We start from the raw sequence: 18,673 nt of genomic DNA, 5'->3' as shown, positions 1-18,673 counted from the left end.
CAAAAACAGCCTACTAAAAAATTGACCCATCGCACTAAGCCATGGGTCAATTTTATTTTTTTTTTTGAATTTAAATTTACTAAACTTAAATTGGTTTAGACCGAAATTGGCAAAATGAGCCAATCATTCGCTTTGTAGATAACCAATCAGGCGTAAAAACTCAATGTACATCCAAACCAGCGTGGACAAAATGCCAATGCTGTACACCCATTCGTACTCACGAGCCACGCCAAACGCTGCACCTTTTTCGATATTATCAAAATCAAGCAGCAGACTAAATGACGCAATCAAAGTGACAAAAACGCTAAAGCCAATCGCCACCAAACCACCATCAAACAACAGTGGCAGGCTTGAGCCAAACAGTCTAAAACCCAGCTGCACCAAGTACAAAATGCCGATGGCGATAATTGCTGAAGTGATGATGGAGCGGAATTTTTCGCTAACTTTAATCATGCCAGTGGTATAAAGCGTCAGCATCACCGCCGCCGTGATAAAAGTCGCCGACAATGCCGACAGCGGTACGGTCGGATAAAAGCGGTACATAATCAAGCTAAACGAGCCAAGCAGCACGCCTTCGGTCAGTGCATAAGGCACGGCAAGCGTTTTGGCAAGATTGGGTTTTAGCGTACTGGCAAGTCCCAGCCCCATGCCAGCAAAAACCGCCACCACTGCCATGATGTGCAGCATCGATGATGAGACGCCGACGCTCAACGCATAAAAGAACACGCCAAAGCCTGCCACCGCTGCCAAAGTGAGCAAAAACGCACTTTTGGCAATGACGCCACGAATGCTCATTGCTACCGCACCAGTCATCAAAGTGGTGCGGCTGATAATTGGATTTGCCATAAATTTTCCTTAGGTTGTTTAATTTTATAAATCAATGAAGTTTTTAATCGCATTTAATCAAATTCAATCAAATACATCATATCAGTAAAATTCATATCGGTCAAAAATTAACCATATTTAAGGATAATATAATGTCTATAAGACCCAATTGCAAGGGATTGTCGTAAAGTTCTATGATTTTATTAAGATTGCCGCTGGCAGCATGATGGCAAAAGATGGGGCAAAGATGAGCCAAATTGGTAAAAAAGCGACCAAAAACCAGTGCTTTGGTTGTGTTGTGTGGTGATTTTTTGATATGATACGCATTATTTACCGTCAAACACAACCCATGCCAAATTTTATCAACAATCACCCAAAACGAGCCCCATTTCGCCGTATCGGTGTCATGGGACGAGCTGGCAAAGCAAGCATCATTGAGACGCTCAACGAATTGATTGGGCTGCTACAAACTCGTGCCTTGTCCATTGTAATCGATACCGAAACTGCCGCCATCGAAGGCATGTCGATTGATTTTGATCAAATTGATGGCGTCAAGCTAAAAATCGTCCCACGCCAAAAAATGGGCGATCATTGCGATTTGGTCATTGTGGTTGGCGGCGATGGCTCGATGCTACAAGCGGCATCGGTGATGGCAGGGACAGATGTGCCAGTGCTGGGCATCAATCGTGGCCGTTTGGGGTTTTTGGCAGATGTCAATCCAGATGAGCTGATTGAGAAGGTCAAGCAAGTGCTTGATGGGCAGTATTGGCTGGTTGAGCGGTTTTTATTAAAATTTCAAATCGTGCAAAATGACGCCGATGGCAAGCCAAGCGATTTGGTGATCCATGAAGATGTGGCGTTAAATGACATTGTGCTGCACGCAGGCAAGTCCGTTCACACGATTGATTTTAAACTAAAAATTAACAATAACGATGTTTATCGCCAGCATGCTGACGGCTTGATTGTCGCCACACCGACAGGTTCGACTGCTTATGCTTTGTCCGCTGGTGGGCCGATTATTCACCCGACGCTGGACGCCATTTGCCTAGTGCCGATGCACCCACACACGCTATCAAGTCGCCCATTGGTCGTGCCGGGCAGTAGTCATATCGTCATCAATATCCACAACGATAACCGCACGCAGCCGATGGTAGGGGCGGATGGCAAGGCATCGGCACCGCTTGAAAATGACCAGACTTTGGTTATCGCCAAGCACGATAAGACCTTATTGCTGCTGCACCCTGACAATTACAGTTTTTTTGAAGCTTGCCGAACCAAGCTAAATTGGAACTTATACAGCGAAGAATTTTCGCTAGATAAATAAGCCTAAGGACACCTTATGAATAAGCAAGATATTTTAGAAAATCTAACACCAGAGATTGTGGAAAAATTTCGCACCGCCATCGAAATTGGTCGCTGGGAAAATGGCGAAAAACTGACCGATGCCCAGCGTATTACCTGTATGCAGGCGGTGATGGTGTGGGAACACGAATACCTACCAATCACCGAGCGGACAGGCTACATTCACCGTCCTGTCAAAGAAGACGGCACGGTCATTGGCGAAGAGTGCGACATCGAGCATGACCATCATTATCCGAACGCCGAGCAAGTGGTGCAGTTTAAGCACTGAATTTAATTAAAATCAATAAATAAAACTTTAAAATTCCCAAAAACAACCACACAGACAACTCCAAAGAAAGCCCCCCAAAGACAAAGCAAGTCTTTGGGGGTTTTGTTGTTATTTGCATAAAACTATCCGTACAAAACTATTTGCACAAATTTGGTGGATTAAAAATTATCCAGTTTAGCGATGAAACACCGTCCAATACGGCAAAGTCAAATCGCCATGCAAAGCAGGCAAATCCAGCAGCACCAAAGCACCCAGTGCATTTAAATTGGCCTTTTGGCACAGCTGATGGGTCGCTGTCAGCGTACCGCCTGTGGCCAGCACATCATCGATAATCAGCACATTGGCAGGCTCAAGCTCGGCACTGATTTCTAGGGTATCGTTGCCATATTCTAGCCCATAACTTTGGCGGTGGACAGGCGGCGGCAGTTTGCCAGCTTTACGCACCAAAATTAACCCCTTGTTCAGATGAGCAGCCAGCAGACTTGCCAAAATAAACCCCCGAGATTCCACTGCCACCAAAGCGTCCACCGATGCGAGCAAATCGCTAGGCACAGCGGCGACCAAAGCAGAAATCAGGGCTTGATTGTGCTGATGCAACAGCGGACTGATGTCATAAAACTCAATGCCTGCTTTGGGAAAATCAGGCACAACACGAACATGATGCCATAAATGATGCGTCATAATAAAACCTATCGCATAAATAACTATAAACAAAAGATAAAGTGTGTTAATTTTTATGAATTGATATTGGCAAATGATACCGCTTGGGTTAATGGGTACTGGTTTTTGCTCAAGTGCTTTTGGTTAGCTTGGTTCAAATTCGTTTGGCTTAAATCACCCCAACCAAAGCATTCCAAATAATCCAAGTCGCTTTCAAATTATTTTAAAATTCGCCACAACACAAAGCCAAATGCCAACACAAAAAACAACGGTGCAACATACAAATGAATCGCCAGAGCTGACCACCACGCCATACCCATCATCAGCACAAAGCCTGCAGCACAAATCCAATCATGGCGGCGTTCGTTGAGTGTATCGGCTCGCATGGCTTGCAGCTGTCTTAAGGTGGCATCTTGACTCGCTCCCAAACTTGCCATGCTTTGAATGCTTTGATTGAGCAGTTTTGGTAAATCGGTTGATGATAATAAAATCTCTGGCAGCTGGTTTTTGATGTCTTGCAAGTTTTTGACAGGGTCAAGCTGATCTTTGACCCAAGCGGTGAGAATTGGCTTGGCAAGCGACCAAATGTCAAGCTCTGGATACAGCTCTCGACCCAAGCCTTCGACATGCACCAAAGTCTTTAATAGCAGCATCAGCTGCGGCGGAATGCTCATGCGATGGCGGCGAGCGATGGTTAATATCTCAAACAGCACCCCAGCAAAATCAATCTCATCAATCGGTTTTAGCACCATCGGCGACACCGTACGCCCCATATCACGAATCAGTGCGTGCTTGTCGGCAGAAGGCGGTATCCAGCCTGCGTGCGAGATGATATCAACCAGCGTGCTATAATTGCCGTTCATCACCGACAGCAGCATGCGAGCAACAGTCAGCTGATCGTCTTTGGACAACTCACCCATGATGGCACAGTCCAGACCGATATAGCGTGGCTGACTGACGGCTTCACCATTTGGCAAGGTCTCAACAAAGATATTGCCCGGGTGCATATCGGCATGGAAAAAGTTATCACGAAATACTTGGGTAAAAAAGATGGTCAAGCCTTTTTCTGCCAGCACTGCCCGATCGTAACCCAGCTTATCAAAAACTTCGGTATGAGAAATCGGTATGCCAAAAATGCGTTCGCTGACCATCACTTGCTTGGTGGCGTGATACACTTCTGGCACATAGATGAGCTTTGAGCCAGTGAAATTTTGTCGCATTTTGGTGCTGTTGGCGGCTTCGAGCGTCAAATCCAGCTCGTTTAGCATAATTTGTCGATAATCTTCGACAATATCGCTCAAACGCACGGCACGAGCCGCTTCAATGCGAGCGCATGCCCACGCTGCCAGTTGTCTGAGTAGCTCAAAATCGGCAATGATGCCATCACGAATCTGTGGACGCACCACTTTGACCACCACTTCACGCCCATCGTGCAAGGCGGCTGTATGCACCTGTGCGACACTGGCGGCAGCAAGCGGTTTTTTATCAAAGCGTGCAAACAGCGTATCAATCGGCTGACCCAAGCCAGTTTTGCCATCTTCGATGATGGCGATGGCGGTGGCACTGTCAAAGGGGGCGACTTTGTCTTGTAGCAGTGATAATTGCTCAATAATCTGTGGCGGCAACAAATCCGAGCGAGTGGAGAGCAACTGACCAAGTTTTAAAAACAGCGTCCCCATTTCTTCAAACGCCAATTTTATGCCCAAAGGCTGATGCGATTTGCCGATACTGGCAGGGTGCAAGCGTATCAACCGGGCGATGGGAGCAAATTCTGGGACATCAGAAAAATGCGTATCAAGGCGGTATTTGGCGGCGATACGATACAGCGATAGCAGGCGTTTGCGGTGAGTAATAAGCATGGTGTGTCGTTTGGGCTGGGTTTGGCTTGGTAAATGGGTTAAATAAACGGACTAAATCAATGGGTTAAATGGACTGAGTATCCACCGAGTCATCACCGCTTGCTGGGCGATTTGTCGGTGGAGAATTTTTTGTCAGATGATTTTGGAGCTGATTTTGTACTTTGGCAAGTTTGGCTTGCTGGCGTTCAATTTCGCTTTGTAGGCGGAGCAATTCTTGTTTTTTGTCCAAAATACTTTGGTCAAGCTGACCGTCATCGCCAAAATTTACCGCTGTTTGCAGGGCTTGATTGACACAGCTGCCGATAAGCTCTGTGACAGGCGTGATTAACGGCGAGATTTCTTTGCCGATGGCGTACAGGTGGCTGGTTGCTTGCTGACCGAGTATCTGCTCACAGCTGCCCCAAACATCTGGCTCAAATTGCTCAAAAATCGCCTTGGCGTGCATCAGTACTTGATAATCGCCACGAATCGGCAAATTGCCAGTAGGATTTTGGATTAAGGACAGCAGATGCTTGGGATTGTTCACGCTTAAGGTGCAATCTGGCGTCGGACTTGTTCCGCCTTGTGGCTCAAAAATCATTGACGCCACTGGCTCAAAGCGGACATGATTGTCCAAAAACAGCACATCAACGCACAGCTTGGGCGAGTGCATGGCGACACGCAGGGTTTTGCCGCTGAGTGCCGCCAACGATTCTTGGGTGAGGTTGTCTGTTTTGATGGCAGCATTGATCAGTTTTTCGCACATTGCCAGTGCCATTACGCTAATCATACTCATTAGCGTGCCTTAAATCCACGATGCACCGCCACGATGCCACCTGTCAGATTGTGATAATCGCAATTGACAAAGCCGACATTTTCCATCATGCTTTTTAGCGTCTGTTGGTCAGGGTGCATACGGATAGACTCTGCCAAATATTGGTAGCTGTCGGCATCGCCTGCGACAATCTTACCCATCATCGGCAAAGCGGTGAATGAATACAAATCATAAGCCTTTGACAGTGGCTCAAAAACTGGCTTAGAAAACTCAAGTACCAATAAGCGTCCGCCGGGTTTTAGCACACGATGCATGGCGGCTAGGGCTTTGTCTTTGTCGGTAACATTACGCAGTCCAAAGCTGATGGTTACCAAATCAAAAGAGTTGTCGGCAAATGGCTCTAGCGTCTCGGCATTGGCAAGCACAAAATCCACATTATTACAGCCAGCATTAATCAAGCGTGTGCGGCCAACTTCCAGCATTGCTTCATTGATATCTGACAGTACCACTTTACCTGAGCGGCCAACTTCACGGCTAAAAACTTTTGCCAAATCACCCGTACCGCCAGCGATATCCAGCACCGATTGACCGCTACGCACACCAGTTAGGCTGATGGCATAGCGTTTCCACAAGCGGTGAATGCCAAAACTCATCAAATCATTCATGATGTCATATTTGCGAGCCACTGAAGTGAACACTTCGGCAACTTTGGCTTGCTTTTCCGATTTGCGGACAGTTTGATAACCAAAATGCGTGGTCTCTTCGCTGCCAGATTCGTCATCTGGTGAGTGTTGTAGCTGACTTTGACCTTGTGGCGTGCCTGTGGGCAGGATATTTGGGTTGGTAAATTGGTTTTCGGTCGTCATAATGAATGCCTAATGATACAAATAAATTAAAGGTTAATGATACACCATTTTGATGATTTTTTGGGAAATTTTACCAAAGAAAATTTCGCCAAAACACCACCAAAAGTATTATCACGCACCGCCAATCTTAAGTTTTTTATCATAAAATCATGCCGATATTTGACATAAACTATTGTCAAAATTGGGGTGGTTTTTGGCAATTTGATAAATTTTGATAAATTTAACAAATTAGCCATGAATTTGGCGAATGATGGCAGTCTCGGTTCGGATAAACGGCACGGTAAAATCTTCAATATTATCAATGCACTTGATGGCATGTAGCCCATCGTGGATAAAGTCGTACAGCGGCTGATAGCCATTATGATAAGCGGTCTTTTTGGCAAGTCCAAAGGCTTTGTACAACAAAAACGAATTAAAGCTCTGATAGCAAGTGCGGCACACTTCACCGATGTGGGCGATTTGCTCAATTCTGGCATCTTTGGCATCAACCGCTCGGTACAGGTGAATCATCAGTGCATCATCGATGGTATCGATGGCTTGGCTGCCATCGTCTGCGTGGTCATTGGCAAAATTGGCAATATAATGCTGTGCCAATGCCAAATCCAGCTCGATGGCGTTGATTGCCGCCAAGACGCTGATCAGTCCTGCCGACAGGGCGTTTTTTGGGACGAGTTTTTCAAGTTTGCCAGAGCCGCCCAAAGCGTTATTGCCAGCGGTGAGTAGCTGTTCGGCGATGATGTCAAAAGTGGCGTGATTATAAATGCGATCAATCAAAAAATGTGCCAAAGGGGCGGTGTTTGGCTGATGAAATAAAGCCAGATTTTCTCGGTGAATCCGCTGCCGCTGCCAAGATTGGATAGCGTCCAATGCTGCCGACAGTGCCTTGTCGCCATGATGTGGCAGGGCGTAATAGCGATGCAGATAATTGACGAGCGTTTGAATTTGCGACATGATAGGCTGCTTTATAAATAACTTTGATGGATAAATTTTATGGATAACTGTGGATAAATTTTGTTTAACAAAATGGCTTTGGACGGTCTTATTGTAGCAGTTTTTGCGAAAATTTACGATTTTTGCTTGAATGTGCTTGAATTTATCGCCTGATAACCTTATATTGTTACAAGGGATAGGTTTTATCTTTTTGTCTAAAACTTAAACCTAACACGATATTGACAATTTACCAAAATCCAAAAGAAGGAAATTCTCATGGCATATACATTACCAGAGCTGGGTTATAGCTACGACGCACTTGAGCCACATTTTGACAAAGAAACAATGGAAATCCACCATTCACGCCACCATCAAGCCTACATCAATAACGCCAATGGTCTGTTAGAAGGTAGCGAATGGGCGGACAAATCGGCCGAAGAAGTGATCGCCAACCTAGACAAGCTACCAGCTGACAAACAAACTGGCGTGCGTAACAACGCAGGTGGTCATGCTAACCACAGCCTATTTTGGACAATTCTAAAAACTGGCACAACGCTTGGCGGCTCGCTAAAAGATGCCATCGTGCGTGATTTTGGTTCTGTTGAAGCATTCCAAGAGCAATTTGAAAAAGCAGCAGCAACTCGCTTTGGTTCAGGCTGGGCGTGGCTAGTGCTTGATGGCAGCTCACTAAAAGTGGTCAGCACTGCCAACCAAGACAGTCCATTGATGGGTACAGCGGTGGCAGGTTGCCAAGGTTTCCCTATCATCGGCCTAGATGTTTGGGAGCATGCTTACTACCTAAAATACCAAAACAAACGCCCAGACTATATCAAAGCCTTCTGGCAAGTGGTAAACTGGGACGAAGCTCAAAAACGCTTTGATTCAGCACAATAATTTTTAAATTATTATAAAAATTTGATTGAATTTTGGTGAAATCAAAGCGATTGCCAAAACGATAATTAAATTTAAAACAAAACCCCAATGTTTGACCGTTGGGGTTTTGTTTTGGGTGATTTATTCATTGATGATTAATCATCTATTGATAATTTATCAATCATTTGGCAATTATTTAGCAATCATCTGGCCATCTCAATCTTTCAATTCAGGCACTGCCATGCCCCAATTGGCGTAGAAATTTTCAACAAATTGGTCAAATTGATGATTTTCGATGGCGTGGCGAATGTCAGCCATCAGTCGTTGATAGTAACGCAGATTGTGAATGGTGGCAAGCTGTGCTGAGAGCATTTCTTTGCATTTGTGCAAATGATACAAATAAGCACGGCTAAAGTTTTGGCAAGTATAACAATCGCAATGCTCATCAAGTGGTGCTTTGTCCGTGCGGTATTGGCTGTTTTTGATGCGGACGATGCCTTTATTTTCGGCATTGCCAGTAACAAAATAATGCCCATTGCGTGCGTTGCGAGTCGGCATCACACAGTCAAACATATCCACGCCACGACGCACCGATTCGACAATATCGGCAGGCTTGCCCACGCCCATCAGATAGCGGGGTTTGTCATCTGGCATGGCTTTTGGCAGATAATCCAGCACTTTAATCATCTCTTCTTTGGGTTCGCCAACCGACAGGCCACCAATGGCATAGCCATTAAATGGCATCTTAAGCAAGCCGTCCAGCGACTGCATTCGCAAATCTTGGTACATACTGCCTTGGATAATGCCAAATAGGGCGTTTTTATTGCCCAGCTTGTGATGCTCATCAAGGCATCTTTGCCCCCAGCGTAGCGACAGCTCAAGCGATTTTTGAGCTTCTTCGTGCGTGGCAGGATAGGGCGTGCATTCGTCAAATTGCATCACAATATCAGAATTTAAATCATTCTGAATTTGCATGGATTTTTCTGGCGACAAAAACACCTTCGCACCATCAACAGGCGAGCGAAACGCCACACCATCTTCGCTGATTTTACGCATCGCACCCAGACTAAACACCTGAAATCCACCCGAGTCGGTCAAAATCGGCTTATCCCAATGGATAAAATCATGCAGTCCGCCAAATTCACGGATAATCTCCATGCCGGGGCGTAGCCACAAATGAAAAGTATTGCCAAGAATGATGTCAGCACCGATGCCGTGAATATCACGGGGTAGCATGCCCTTGACCGTGCCATAAGTCCCCACTGGCATAAACGCAGGCGTTTGGACATCGCCATGAGCTAGGCTGACTGTGCCACGGCGGGCTCGGTTGTTGCCGCCATCGGTGTTGTGCAGAGTGAATTTCATAATTATCCCAAACCAATCATTAATCAAACCGCCTATTTTAGCATAAAATTATGGTGTGATAAAATGGCAAGTTGGTTTTGTTTTTGGCTGGCTGATTTGCTTGTTTATTATTTTATAAGTGATTTTATAAATGATTTTATAAATTTCACTATGTATAAAAATAAAAAATAAACAAAAACGCTTGATAAATCAATCAAGCGTTTTTTTTATTGACAATTTTATTTAGCAATTTTATCAATCAATTGACGATTAAGCATTTTTTTTGGCATTTTAAAAACATCGCATCGCCATAGCTAAAAAAGCGGTACTGCTGGGCGATGGCATGAGCATAGGCATCTTTGATGGTATCGACGCCAGCAAATGCCGAAACCAGCATCAACAAGGTGGATTTTGGCAAATGAAAATTGGTCAGCAAACAATCCACCACGCCAAACTCATAAGGCGGATAGATAAAAATTTGTGTATCGCCAGCAAATTCACTAAGTTGCCCATCAATGCGGTGCAAATGTGCCGTCTCAAGCGTGCGAGTAACCGTCGTGCCGACAGCGATGACACGCCCGCCAGCGGCTTTGGTTTGGTTGATGGCGGCGGCGGTGCCAGCAGGCAGATGGGCGTATTCGGCGTGCATGATATGCTCGGATAAATTGTCCGTCTTGACTGGGGCAAAAGTCCCTGCACCGACATGCAGGGTTACAAAAGCGATTTTTACCCCTTTATCACGAAGTTTATCAAGTAGCGATTGATCAAAATGTAAGCTGGCTGTCGGTGCAGCGACGCTGGCACTTTTGGTGGGGTTATGAAAAACAGTCTGGTAACGCTCATCGTCCATACTGTCAGCATCACGCTCAAAATAAGGCGGAATGGGCATTTGCCCGTATTTGTCCAAGTCTGCCAAAATCGGCTTGGCAAAACTTAGGATAAATAAATTGTCCTGCCGCCCCAAAACTTCGGCGGTGATTTGTCCGTCTGCCAGACTTAGCATCTGACCTGCCTTAGGCGAGCGGCTGGAGCGGACATGGCACAAGGCACGATTGGCAGGCGTATCAGCGGTGCTGGGCAAAATCCGCTCAACCAACACTTCAACCGCACCGCCTGTGGCTTTTTGACCGTGTAGGCGCGCCTTCATCACCTTGGTGTCGTTTAGCACCAGCAAATCACCAGCGTGCAACAAATCCAGCAGGTCGGTAAATTGCAAATCTTGGCATTCGCCATCGGCAACATAAAGCAGGCGAGAGCTGCTACGCTTATCCAAAGGGCGGCGAGCAATCAGATTCTCAGGCAAGTGGTAATCGTAATCACTAGTCAATAAAGGTTGGGCGGTTGAAGTCATATTTTTGGCTCAAAATAAAACCATTTTAACAAATTTAACAAAAATACGCCAATTTCTCCATCAATTCTCCATGAATCTCTGCAAATAACTGACCGCCAAGTACTACCAAAAAGTTGCATTTAAAAACCATTTTATGGCAAATTTTGTGCTAAAATTGACGAACAAATACATTTGGCAATATCAGGTGCTTATGTTTAATTTATTTAAAAAGAAAAAATCAAAAAACGAACAAGTGCAAGCAGTGCTTGATGGCATGACGCTGTATCATCAGCCATTTATGACTTATGTTGAAAAGCTGTCTTTGACCGAGACGACTTTAGATTTGCAAATGAAAATTGGGCAAACGGACGACACTGCCGAGCTTGAGCGTGAATATCATCAGTTGCAGCAGACGCTATATCCGATGGGCATTGAAGAAGTGAATATCCATGTTACCGTGGTAGCAGACAATGATGTTCAAGCGGATAATTCTCCCAAAACCGCCCACAATCACGCCAAAACCAATGCCGTGCAATCATATGAACCACCAAAAAACACCATTCCCACCGATGATGGCAAAGATGCCGCACCAAGTAAGCCTGCCCCCAAGCAGTCTGAGCTATTAGCTCACCCACGCATTGCCAATATCATCGTCGTGGCATCTGGCAAAGGTGGCGTCGGCAAATCAACGACCACGGTAAATTTGGCGTTGGCATTACAAAAATTGGGCAAGCGTGTTGGTGTGCTAGATGCGGACATTTATGGGCCGTCGATACCGACCATGCTGGGCGTGGCAGGTATTAAGCCTGTGGTAGAAAATGATCAATTTGTGCCGATTGATGCCAACGGTTTGGCGGTGCTATCCATTGGTAATCTGATAGAATCTGACGATGTGCCGATTGCATGGCGTGGCATTAAGGCAACGGGGGCATTGATGCAGCTGTATGGGCAAACCAACTGGCCGCAGTTGGATTATTTGCTGATTGATATGCCACCGGGGACAGGCGATATTCAGCTGACACTGGCACAGCGTATCCCTGTCACAGGGGCGGTGGTGGTTACCACGCCGCAGCACATTGCCTTGCTTGATGCCAAAAAAGGCGTGGAGATGTTTAACAAAACCAGCATTCCTGTACTGGGCATTGTTGAAAATATGGCACTGCATACTTGCAGCAACTGTGGACATACCGAAGCGGTTTTTGGTACTGGCGGTGGCGATCAGATTGCCCAAACTTATGGCGTGCCGCTACTGGGTCAGCTGCCACTAGATGCCAAGATTCGCCAATCCATGGACAGCGGAGCGGTAGAGCAGCTTAATCAAGCCAATTTTGCTGTGCATTACCAAGAGATTGCCAAAAAAATTGACGCCAGCGTGGGACGCTTTGCCAAAAAAACCACCGACCGATTTTTTTGATGAATTAATGAATTAATGAATTAACCAATCGATTGCTTAAATTGCACCAAATTTATTAAGCAAACTGAATTTAAGTAATTTTATCAAATAATTAAAGCTAAAAATGCCCATCACTCAGATGGGCATTTTTGGTTGGGCTAAAGTTGGGCTAAATTAGCCACTGTGGATTATTCGTAATTTTCGATGCTTGGGCATGAGCAAATCAAATGCTTATCGCCATACACATCATCGACGCGACCGACCGTTGGCCAGAATTTATGTGCCTTGATATAATCCAATGGGAAGGCTGCCACTTCACGGCTGTATGGGCGATCCCATTCGCCAGTGATGACCGCTTGGGTGTGCGGTGCATTGACCAGTGGATTATTGTCAGCTGTCCAGCCGTCTGTACCTGCTTTGACTTTTAGGGCTTCTTGCTTGATTTGTTTTAGGGCAGCAATAAAGCGGTCAAGCTCGTCTTTGCTCTCTGATTCAGTTGGCTCAATCATCAAAGTGCCAGCCACAGGGAACGACATGGTCGGTGCGTGGAAACCATAATCCATCAATCGCTTGGCGATGTCAGTTTCGGTAATGCCTGTTTCTGCTTTTAGTGGGCGAATGTCAATGATACATTCGTGTGCTACACGGCCGTTTTTGCCGGTGTATAGCACAGGATAATCGGCAGACAGTTGGCTTGCCACATAGTTGGCGTTTAGCAAGGCTTGCTTGGTGGCTGCCAACAGGCCATCATGACCCATCATGGTGATATACATCCACGAAATTGGCAAGATGCTTGCTGAGCCATACGGTGCAGCAGATACCGCCGATTGTCCTGCCACGGCATTATGCACAGGGGCGACGCTGTGGCTGGCAATGAACGGTGCTAGGTGTTTTTTCAGACCGATTGGGCCCATGCCAGGGCCGCCGCCGCCGTGTGGGATACAGAAAGTTTTGTGCAGGTTCATGTGCAGCACATCAGCACCGACATCGGCAGGTTGCATGATGGCAACTTGTGCGTTCATGTTCGCACCGTCCATATAAACCTGACCGCCATGAGCGTGAATCATATCGCAAATATCACGAATACCTTCTTCAAACACGCCATGCGTTGATGGATAGGTAATCATCAAAGCACCCAAGTTGTCGCTGTGTTCTTGGCATTTGGCTTTTAGATCATCAATGTCCACATTGCCGTTGTCATCAGTTGCCACAACCACAACTTTCATGCCCATCATTTGAGCGGTGGCAGGGTTAGTGCCGTGAGCTGAGCGGGGGATTAGGCAGACATTGCGGTCAGCTTGACCTTGGCTTTCGTGATAGCGACGAATGGCAAGCAGGCCAGCGTATTCACCTGATGCACCAGAGTTTGGCTGCATGGAGATTTCATCAAAACCTGTGATGGCTTTAAGCTGAGTTTGTAGGCTGTCGATCATCTCAATATAGCCTTCAGCTTCATCTCTTGGAGCAAATGGGTGCATATTGGCAAATTCATTCCAAGTGATTGGCAACATTTCGCTGGTGGCGTTTAGCTTCATGGTGCATGAGCCTAGCGAAATCATCGAGCGGTTCATCGCCAAATCTTTATCTTCCAGCGATTTTAGGTAGCGAAGCATCTGATGCTCGGTGTGATGGCTGTTAAACACAGGGTGAGTTAAGATGTCATCAGTACGCACCAAGTCGCCCAAAACTGATTTGACAGCGTCCAATTTGCCTTCAACGCCAAAGAATTGGCAAAGTTCAGCAAATTCAGCTTCATCGGTCAGCTCATTAAAGGCAACCAAAATGCGATTTTCGTCAGCTCGCCATAGGCTGTAACCAGCAGCTTTGGCGGCATTCATAATGCCATCGGCAGTGGCGGCATCTTTAACATCAACCAATACGGTGTCAAAAAAAGCAGCGTGTGCAACGGTGAATTTGGCGGCAACGGCTTCGCCAAAGGCAACCGCCAAGGCGTGAATGCGAGTGGCGATGCGTTTTAGTCCAACAGGGCCGTGATAAACGGCATACATGCCTGCTAGGTTGGCAAGTAAAACCTGCGATGTGCAGATGTTTGAGTTGGCTTTTTCACGGCGAATGTGTTGCTCACGAGTTTGTAGTGCCATGCGTAGAGCGGTGTTGCCTTGGGCGTCTTTTGATACGCCAATGATGCGGCCGGGGGCAGAGCGTTTGTCTTTGTCTTTAAAGGCAAAATAAGCGGCGTGTGGGCCACCAAAGCCCATTGGAATACCAAAACGCTGTGTGCTACCTAGGGCAATGTCCGCACCCATTTGGGCGGGTGATTTTAGCAGCACCAAGCTCATGATATCGCTTGCAACAATCGCATAAGCCCCATTTTCTTTGACTTTGGCGATAATGTCTGTCAAATCAACAACATCGCCTTCTTTGCCGACATATTGGAAATACGCACCAAAGAAATCGCCATTTTTGGCAGTGTCAAAATCACCAACCACAACTTCAAAACCAAAGTATTTGGCACGAGTGCGAATCACATCAAGCGTCTGGGCGTAGGTGCGGCTGTCCACAAAAAATTGATTGGATTTTGATTTGCTCACACGCTTTGCCATCGCCATGGCTTCGGCGGCAGCGGTCGCTTCGTCAAGCAAACTTGCCCCAGCCAAATCCATACCAGTCAAGTCAATGCACACTTGCTGAAAGTTTAGCAAAGCTTCAAGGCGGCCTTGGGCAATTTCGGCTTGATAAGGGGTATAAGCGGTGTACCAGCCCGGATTTTCTAGCACATTACGCAAGATGACCGCAGGCAGGCGAGTTGGGCTATAACCTTGACCGATGTAGCTTTTGGTAACGGTGATTTTGTCCGCCATTTTACGCAATTTGGCAAGAGCGTTATGCTCGCTCATGGCTTTGGGCAAATCCAGTGCTTTGTTCAGACGGACGGCTTTTGGCACGACAGCATCAATAAAGCTGTCCATATCATTAAAGCCAACTGCTTTTAGTAAGGCTTGTTGCTCATTTTCATTTTTGCCAAGATGACGATGCACAAAGGCATTTTCATAAAATAGGTCAGAAAAGGTGTTAAATTGCGTCATAAGTGGTCCTTATTGTCAAAATCGCAAGCTGCGACCATTAGTAAAATACCGAGCAAAATTTATCGGCAATTAATTCTGTTTTGTAAGTTTTGATAAATTATCTAAAAAAGTTAATGGCGGATAAATCGTACAGTAGGGATAAAATACTTATCCCTACCAAAATGGGTGCTTTATTACAGCGAGCCTTCGTACTCTTCGGCAGTCATCAAGCTGTCATAATCAGCAGGGTTGGCAGGCTTAACCTTAAAGAACCATGCTTTGCCGTATGGGTCTTCGTTGGCAAGTTCTGGGTTATCAACCAATTCTTCGTTGATTTCTACGATTTCACCTGAGATTGGTGCATAGACATCAGATGCTGCTTTGACTGATTCGACAACGGCAACTTCTTCGTCAGCAGCCACATTGCGACCAACTTCAGGCAGCTCGACAAATACCACATCACCAAGCAAATCTTGGGCGTGGTCAGTGATACCAACGGTGATGATACCGTCATCTTCCAGTTTTAGCCATTCGTGGCTTGCGACATATTTTAGATCGCTTGGGATATTACTCATGGGATTCTCCTAGTGAGTGGGTTGAAGATTAAAAATTAGTTAGATGTATCGCACATAACAACGGTTTTGCTGCTCAGTTTTGGATGTTTAAAAATCTCCATTTCTGGATATGGGTTATCGCCAAATTCGCTATAACCTTTCTTAATCTTGGCTTTTTGCTTGAGTATAGATTTGGCTTTATTATAAGGAGTGTTTATAATAAAATAAGGCATATAGATACCTGTTTCCATCACGCTAAAAATACCAATTTCTTCCATTGGCATTCCATAATACTTGCCAATAACTTTTATCTTGCTTTGAAATAGATTTTCATGCCAAGTGTAATTAAATTCTCGACCATTATAGACAATTCTAATTCCCTGTGTTACAGCAGATCGATATTTTTGTGGTAATACTAAGTGTTGGGGTTTGTATTCATTTCTTTTTTGAGATACATAAACACGACCCCAGTGTTCATAATCAGGTAATAAGCTATCAAACAGTCTGCTGGTGTTTTGTGTATTATCGCAGCCATTTTCCCAAGTTTTAAAAAATGGTGTCCAATCGGTATTTGAGCCAGCAAAAGCTGATAGGGGCAATGCACCCAACGCCAAACCGATTGCTAATTTTTTCACACATCACCTTTTAATTTTTAAGTTTTGTTTAAATTTGTAAAATTTAAGATTGCTAATTTAAGCCGAAAATCTATTTTCACATTTCGCATTGTTTGGTGATATCGTTATAATGACCGCCTGCGTCTAGACATTCGTCTTTGGCACCGCAGCCGATAAGCCATAAGGCAAGCATACCAACACAAAAATATCGCATTGTCAAATTTTCCAAAGTTATCCAAAACAACCAAAATAACAAACCATCGGCTCAAAAGCACCGTTTGGCACTTTTGAGCCTGTTTTATTTAGTCAAATTGCTTTTTACCATTTCTAACAAATGGCAGTTTTAGCACACGCACATCAACTTCTTTGCCACGCATGATGACTTTGGCAGTCTCACCACTAAAGTCGGCAGGCACACGAGCGATGGCGATGGCTTGTTTTAGGCTTGGGCTAAACACACCACTGGTGGTGATGCCGTTGCCATTTTCGGTAACCACTTCCATGCCATCACGCAGTACGCCGCCTTTGCCTGTTTGTAGTAGGCCAACTTGTTTGACTTTGACGCCGTCATTTTTTAGGGCAAGTAGGGCGGTTTTACCGACAAAGTCACGATTTTCATCTTTTAGATCTACCGTCCACGCCATGCCTGCTTCTAGTGGGCTGATATCATCGGTCATGTCGTTGCCGTATAGGTTCATGCCAGCTTCCATACGCAGGGTATCTCTTGCACCCAGACCGCATGGCTGCACGCCAGCATTGGCCAGTTGTGTAAAGAAATTGCCAGCTTCGGTGGCAGGTAGGATAACTTCCACGCCATCTTCGCCAGTGTAGCCAGTACGAGCGACAAACCAGTCATTGCCCAAATCTGCACCAACAAATGGCTTAAGTGCATTGACAGTATCTGCCCAGTCAGGCTTGATACTGAGTAGTTTTTCGATCGCTTTTGGGCCTTGGATAGCAATCATCGCCACATCGTAGCGCGGGGTTAGAGTGATGCCAAATTCTGCACCGATTTTGGCAAATTGTGCTGAGTCTTTTTCACGAGTAGCACCGTTTGAGACGATGCGGTATTTTGTTTCATCTTCATTGGTGCGATAGACAATCAAGTCATCAATCACGCCGCCATTGTCATTTAGCATTGCAGAGTACAATGCTTTACCAACAAAAGACAGCTTGGCAACATCATTGGCAATCAGCTTGCGAAAAAACGCCTTGGCATTGTCGCCTGTCACATCAGTAACCAGCATGTGCGACACATCAAACATGCCAGCATCGGTGCGTACCGCTTCATGCTCGGCAATTTGTGAGCCATAATTGACAGGCAATTCCCAGCCGCCAAAGTCGATCAGTTTGCCGTTAAAAGATAGGTGAGCATCATATAAAGGGGTGCGTTGTGGAGCGGTCATGATAAATTCCTTGTTAAGATTTGGTGCAAAATCACAAACAGTATTGTTGCCAATTTTGCAAAACAATACCTTATAAATAAGCACCCCATCTGTCCTTTGACCTGAGATTTTCAATGGCATGAGCGAGTAATTTCACCTGCACGCTTTGCCATTTTCTTCCCTTCGGTGGGTAGCCAACTACCACTCTCCAGATTGTGTTGGCATCACAAGCGGACAATTTTATCAATCAATCGCCAAGCTACACGATGCCGAGATTTTCAGTCCTTTTACCTGAGCGATTATGGGGAATGTGTTTGAACAAATGCAACAAAACACGGTTTACGCCTTCGGTGGTATTTTGGTAAAATAGTCGCCAATGCCAAATAATCTGGCGATGCAGCTATCAAATGATTACCAAATACACTCTCCTGAAAATCAGACGCCTTTATTATGAAAAATAATGCTACAATTTACAAGTAAAATTTTGAATTTTTTAAAAATAATTCTCAAAATTTAAAATCATTCAGCTCAAGTTGAGACATTTTTATCAAAAATTCAATAAAGTTTGTCTAAAATTTATTAAAATTTTGTTAAGCTCATGATAAAATTGCAACAAAATTGCGTATTGGG

Annotated in this window: 16 protein-coding genes and 2 riboswitches; of the genes, 4 read left to right on the top strand and 12 right to left on the bottom strand. The window is 45.3% G+C overall.

What is annotated here, in order from left to right:
• Positions 1 to 123: 123 nt before the first annotated feature.
• A complete protein-coding gene (locus ACFBZI_RS00485) occupies positions 124 to 846 on the bottom strand; it encodes a Bax inhibitor-1/YccA family protein (protein ID WP_375714523.1) in 723 nt (240 codons plus the stop codon).
• Positions 847 to 1,174: 328 nt separating this feature from the next.
• Here ACFBZI_RS00485 and ACFBZI_RS00480 point away from each other — a divergent pair, with 328 nt between their 5' ends.
• A complete protein-coding gene (locus ACFBZI_RS00480) occupies positions 1,175 to 2,149 on the top strand; it encodes an NAD(+) kinase (RefSeq protein WP_375714522.1) in 975 nt (324 codons plus the stop codon).
• 15 nt (positions 2,150 to 2,164) lie between these two features.
• Positions 2,165 to 2,455 carry a YeaC family protein gene (locus ACFBZI_RS00475; protein ID WP_375714521.1) on the top strand — a complete coding sequence of 97 codons (291 nt, stop codon included), beginning with the start codon at positions 2,165 to 2,167 and terminating at the stop codon, positions 2,453 to 2,455.
• Positions 2,456 to 2,629: 174 nt separating this feature from the next.
• On the opposite strand, the gene ACFBZI_RS00470 is transcribed toward ACFBZI_RS00475, so the two are convergent.
• From ACFBZI_RS00470 to ACFBZI_RS00450, 5 genes are all read right to left on the bottom strand, one after another.
• Positions 2,630 to 3,136 carry an adenine phosphoribosyltransferase gene (locus ACFBZI_RS00470; RefSeq protein ID WP_375714520.1) on the bottom strand — a complete coding sequence of 169 codons (507 nt, stop codon included), beginning with the start codon at positions 3,134 to 3,136 and terminating at the stop codon, positions 2,630 to 2,632.
• A 197-nt stretch (positions 3,137 to 3,333) separates the two neighbouring features.
• Positions 3,334 to 4,974: an ABC1 kinase family protein gene (locus tag ACFBZI_RS00465; RefSeq protein WP_375714519.1), complete on the bottom strand. Its 1,641-nt coding sequence runs from the start codon at positions 4,972 to 4,974 to the stop codon at positions 3,334 to 3,336.
• A 64-nt stretch (positions 4,975 to 5,038) separates the two neighbouring features.
• Positions 5,039 to 5,749, bottom strand: a complete 711-nt coding sequence (locus ACFBZI_RS00460) for an SCP2 sterol-binding domain-containing protein (RefSeq protein ID WP_375714518.1) — start codon at positions 5,747 to 5,749, stop codon at positions 5,039 to 5,041.
• The gene (gene ubiE / locus ACFBZI_RS00455; protein WP_375714517.1) at positions 5,749 to 6,594 is read right to left on the bottom strand and encodes a bifunctional demethylmenaquinone methyltransferase/2-methoxy-6-polyprenyl-1,4-benzoquinol methylase UbiE; all 846 of its coding nucleotides are present in this window, start codon (positions 6,592 to 6,594) and stop codon (positions 5,749 to 5,751) included. The genes ACFBZI_RS00460 and ubiE overlap by 1 nt, the downstream gene beginning before the upstream one ends.
• Positions 6,595 to 6,822: 228 nt before the next feature.
• Positions 6,823 to 7,545, bottom strand: a complete 723-nt coding sequence (locus ACFBZI_RS00450; protein WP_375714516.1) for an FFLEELY motif protein — start codon at positions 7,543 to 7,545, stop codon at positions 6,823 to 6,825.
• Positions 7,546 to 7,800: 255 nt separating this feature from the next.
• Between ACFBZI_RS00450 and sodA the strand changes: the two genes are divergently transcribed.
• Entirely contained in the window at positions 7,801 to 8,418 is a 618-nt protein-coding gene (gene sodA, locus ACFBZI_RS00445) for a superoxide dismutase [Mn] (RefSeq protein WP_375714515.1), read from the top strand.
• A gap of 195 nt (positions 8,419 to 8,613) precedes the next feature.
• Here sodA and tgt read toward each other — a convergent pair whose 3' ends face one another.
• Both tgt and queA read right to left on the bottom strand, forming a co-directional pair.
• Complete coding sequence (gene tgt, locus ACFBZI_RS00440; RefSeq protein ID WP_375714514.1) at positions 8,614 to 9,762, bottom strand: tRNA guanosine(34) transglycosylase Tgt; 1,149 nt, start codon at positions 9,760 to 9,762, stop codon at positions 8,614 to 8,616.
• Between the two features lie 238 nt (positions 9,763 to 10,000).
• Positions 10,001 to 11,092 carry a tRNA preQ1(34) S-adenosylmethionine ribosyltransferase-isomerase QueA gene (gene queA / locus ACFBZI_RS00435; protein ID WP_375714513.1) on the bottom strand — a complete coding sequence of 364 codons (1,092 nt, stop codon included), beginning with the start codon at positions 11,090 to 11,092 and terminating at the stop codon, positions 10,001 to 10,003.
• A gap of 190 nt (positions 11,093 to 11,282) precedes the next feature.
• Here queA and ACFBZI_RS00430 point away from each other — a divergent pair, with 190 nt between their 5' ends.
• The gene (locus ACFBZI_RS00430; RefSeq protein WP_375714512.1) at positions 11,283 to 12,485 is read left to right on the top strand and encodes an Mrp/NBP35 family ATP-binding protein; all 1,203 of its coding nucleotides are present in this window, start codon (positions 11,283 to 11,285) and stop codon (positions 12,483 to 12,485) included.
• A 167-nt stretch (positions 12,486 to 12,652) separates the two neighbouring features.
• On the opposite strand, the gene gcvP is transcribed toward ACFBZI_RS00430, so the two are convergent.
• The 4 genes from gcvP to gcvT all read right to left on the bottom strand — a co-directional run bounded on the left by gcvP (position 12,653) and on the right by gcvT (position 18,064).
• Complete coding sequence (gene gcvP / locus ACFBZI_RS00425) at positions 12,653 to 15,511, bottom strand: aminomethyl-transferring glycine dehydrogenase (RefSeq protein WP_375714511.1); 2,859 nt, start codon at positions 15,509 to 15,511, stop codon at positions 12,653 to 12,655.
• A gap of 173 nt (positions 15,512 to 15,684) precedes the next feature.
• On the bottom strand, positions 15,685 to 16,065 hold the full coding sequence (gene gcvH / locus ACFBZI_RS00420) for a glycine cleavage system protein GcvH (protein WP_375714510.1): 381 nt from the start codon (positions 16,063 to 16,065) through the stop codon (positions 15,685 to 15,687).
• Between the two features lie 35 nt (positions 16,066 to 16,100).
• Complete coding sequence (locus tag ACFBZI_RS00415) at positions 16,101 to 16,679, bottom strand: hypothetical protein (protein WP_375714509.1); 579 nt, start codon at positions 16,677 to 16,679, stop codon at positions 16,101 to 16,103.
• A gap of 281 nt (positions 16,680 to 16,960) precedes the next feature.
• Positions 16,961 to 18,064, bottom strand: a complete 1,104-nt coding sequence (gene gcvT / locus ACFBZI_RS00410; RefSeq protein WP_375714508.1) for a glycine cleavage system aminomethyltransferase GcvT — start codon at positions 18,062 to 18,064, stop codon at positions 16,961 to 16,963.
• Between the two features lie 79 nt (positions 18,065 to 18,143).
• Positions 18,144 to 18,265: riboswitch (glycine riboswitch) on the bottom strand.
• A gap of 47 nt (positions 18,266 to 18,312) precedes the next feature.
• Positions 18,313 to 18,484, bottom strand: a riboswitch (glycine riboswitch).
• Positions 18,485 to 18,673 lie beyond the last annotated feature (189 nt).

Source organism: Moraxella marmotae (genome assembly GCF_042219885.1).
Taxonomy (GTDB): Bacteria; Pseudomonadota; Gammaproteobacteria; order Pseudomonadales; family Moraxellaceae; genus Moraxella; species Moraxella marmotae.
Note: the sequence above shows the minus strand (reverse complement) of the source record. Positions and strands in the feature narration are given on the sequence as shown.

Excerpts from the sequence above, each read along its gene's own strand:
- ACFBZI_RS00485 (WP_375714523.1), bottom strand. The coding sequence starts at position 846 with ATGGCAAATCCAATTATCAGCCGCACCACTTTGATGACTGGTGCGGTA.
- ACFBZI_RS00480 (WP_375714522.1), top strand. The coding sequence starts at position 1,175 with ATGCCAAATTTTATCAACAATCACCCAAAACGAGCCCCATTTCGCCGT.
- ACFBZI_RS00475 (WP_375714521.1), top strand. The coding sequence starts at position 2,165 with ATGAATAAGCAAGATATTTTAGAAAATCTAACACCAGAGATTGTGGAA.
- ACFBZI_RS00470 (WP_375714520.1), bottom strand. The coding sequence starts at position 3,136 with ATGACGCATCATTTATGGCATCATGTTCGTGTTGTGCCTGATTTTCCC.
- ACFBZI_RS00465 (WP_375714519.1), bottom strand. The coding sequence starts at position 4,974 with ATGCTTATTACTCACCGCAAACGCCTGCTATCGCTGTATCGTATCGCC.
- ACFBZI_RS00460 (WP_375714518.1), bottom strand. The coding sequence starts at position 5,749 with ATGAGTATGATTAGCGTAATGGCACTGGCAATGTGCGAAAAACTGATC.
- ubiE (WP_375714517.1), bottom strand. The coding sequence starts at position 6,594 with ATGACGACCGAAAACCAATTTACCAACCCAAATATCCTGCCCACAGGC.
- ACFBZI_RS00450 (WP_375714516.1), bottom strand. The coding sequence starts at position 7,545 with ATGTCGCAAATTCAAACGCTCGTCAATTATCTGCATCGCTATTACGCC.
- sodA (WP_375714515.1), top strand. The coding sequence starts at position 7,801 with ATGGCATATACATTACCAGAGCTGGGTTATAGCTACGACGCACTTGAG.
- tgt (WP_375714514.1), bottom strand. The coding sequence starts at position 9,762 with ATGAAATTCACTCTGCACAACACCGATGGCGGCAACAACCGAGCCCGC.
- queA (WP_375714513.1), bottom strand. The coding sequence starts at position 11,092 with ATGACTTCAACCGCCCAACCTTTATTGACTAGTGATTACGATTACCAC.
- ACFBZI_RS00430 (WP_375714512.1), top strand. The coding sequence starts at position 11,283 with ATGTTTAATTTATTTAAAAAGAAAAAATCAAAAAACGAACAAGTGCAA.
- gcvP (WP_375714511.1), bottom strand. The coding sequence starts at position 15,511 with ATGACGCAATTTAACACCTTTTCTGACCTATTTTATGAAAATGCCTTT.
- gcvH (WP_375714510.1), bottom strand. The coding sequence starts at position 16,065 with ATGAGTAATATCCCAAGCGATCTAAAATATGTCGCAAGCCACGAATGG.
- gcvT (WP_375714508.1), bottom strand. The coding sequence starts at position 18,064 with ATGACCGCTCCACAACGCACCCCTTTATATGATGCTCACCTATCTTTT.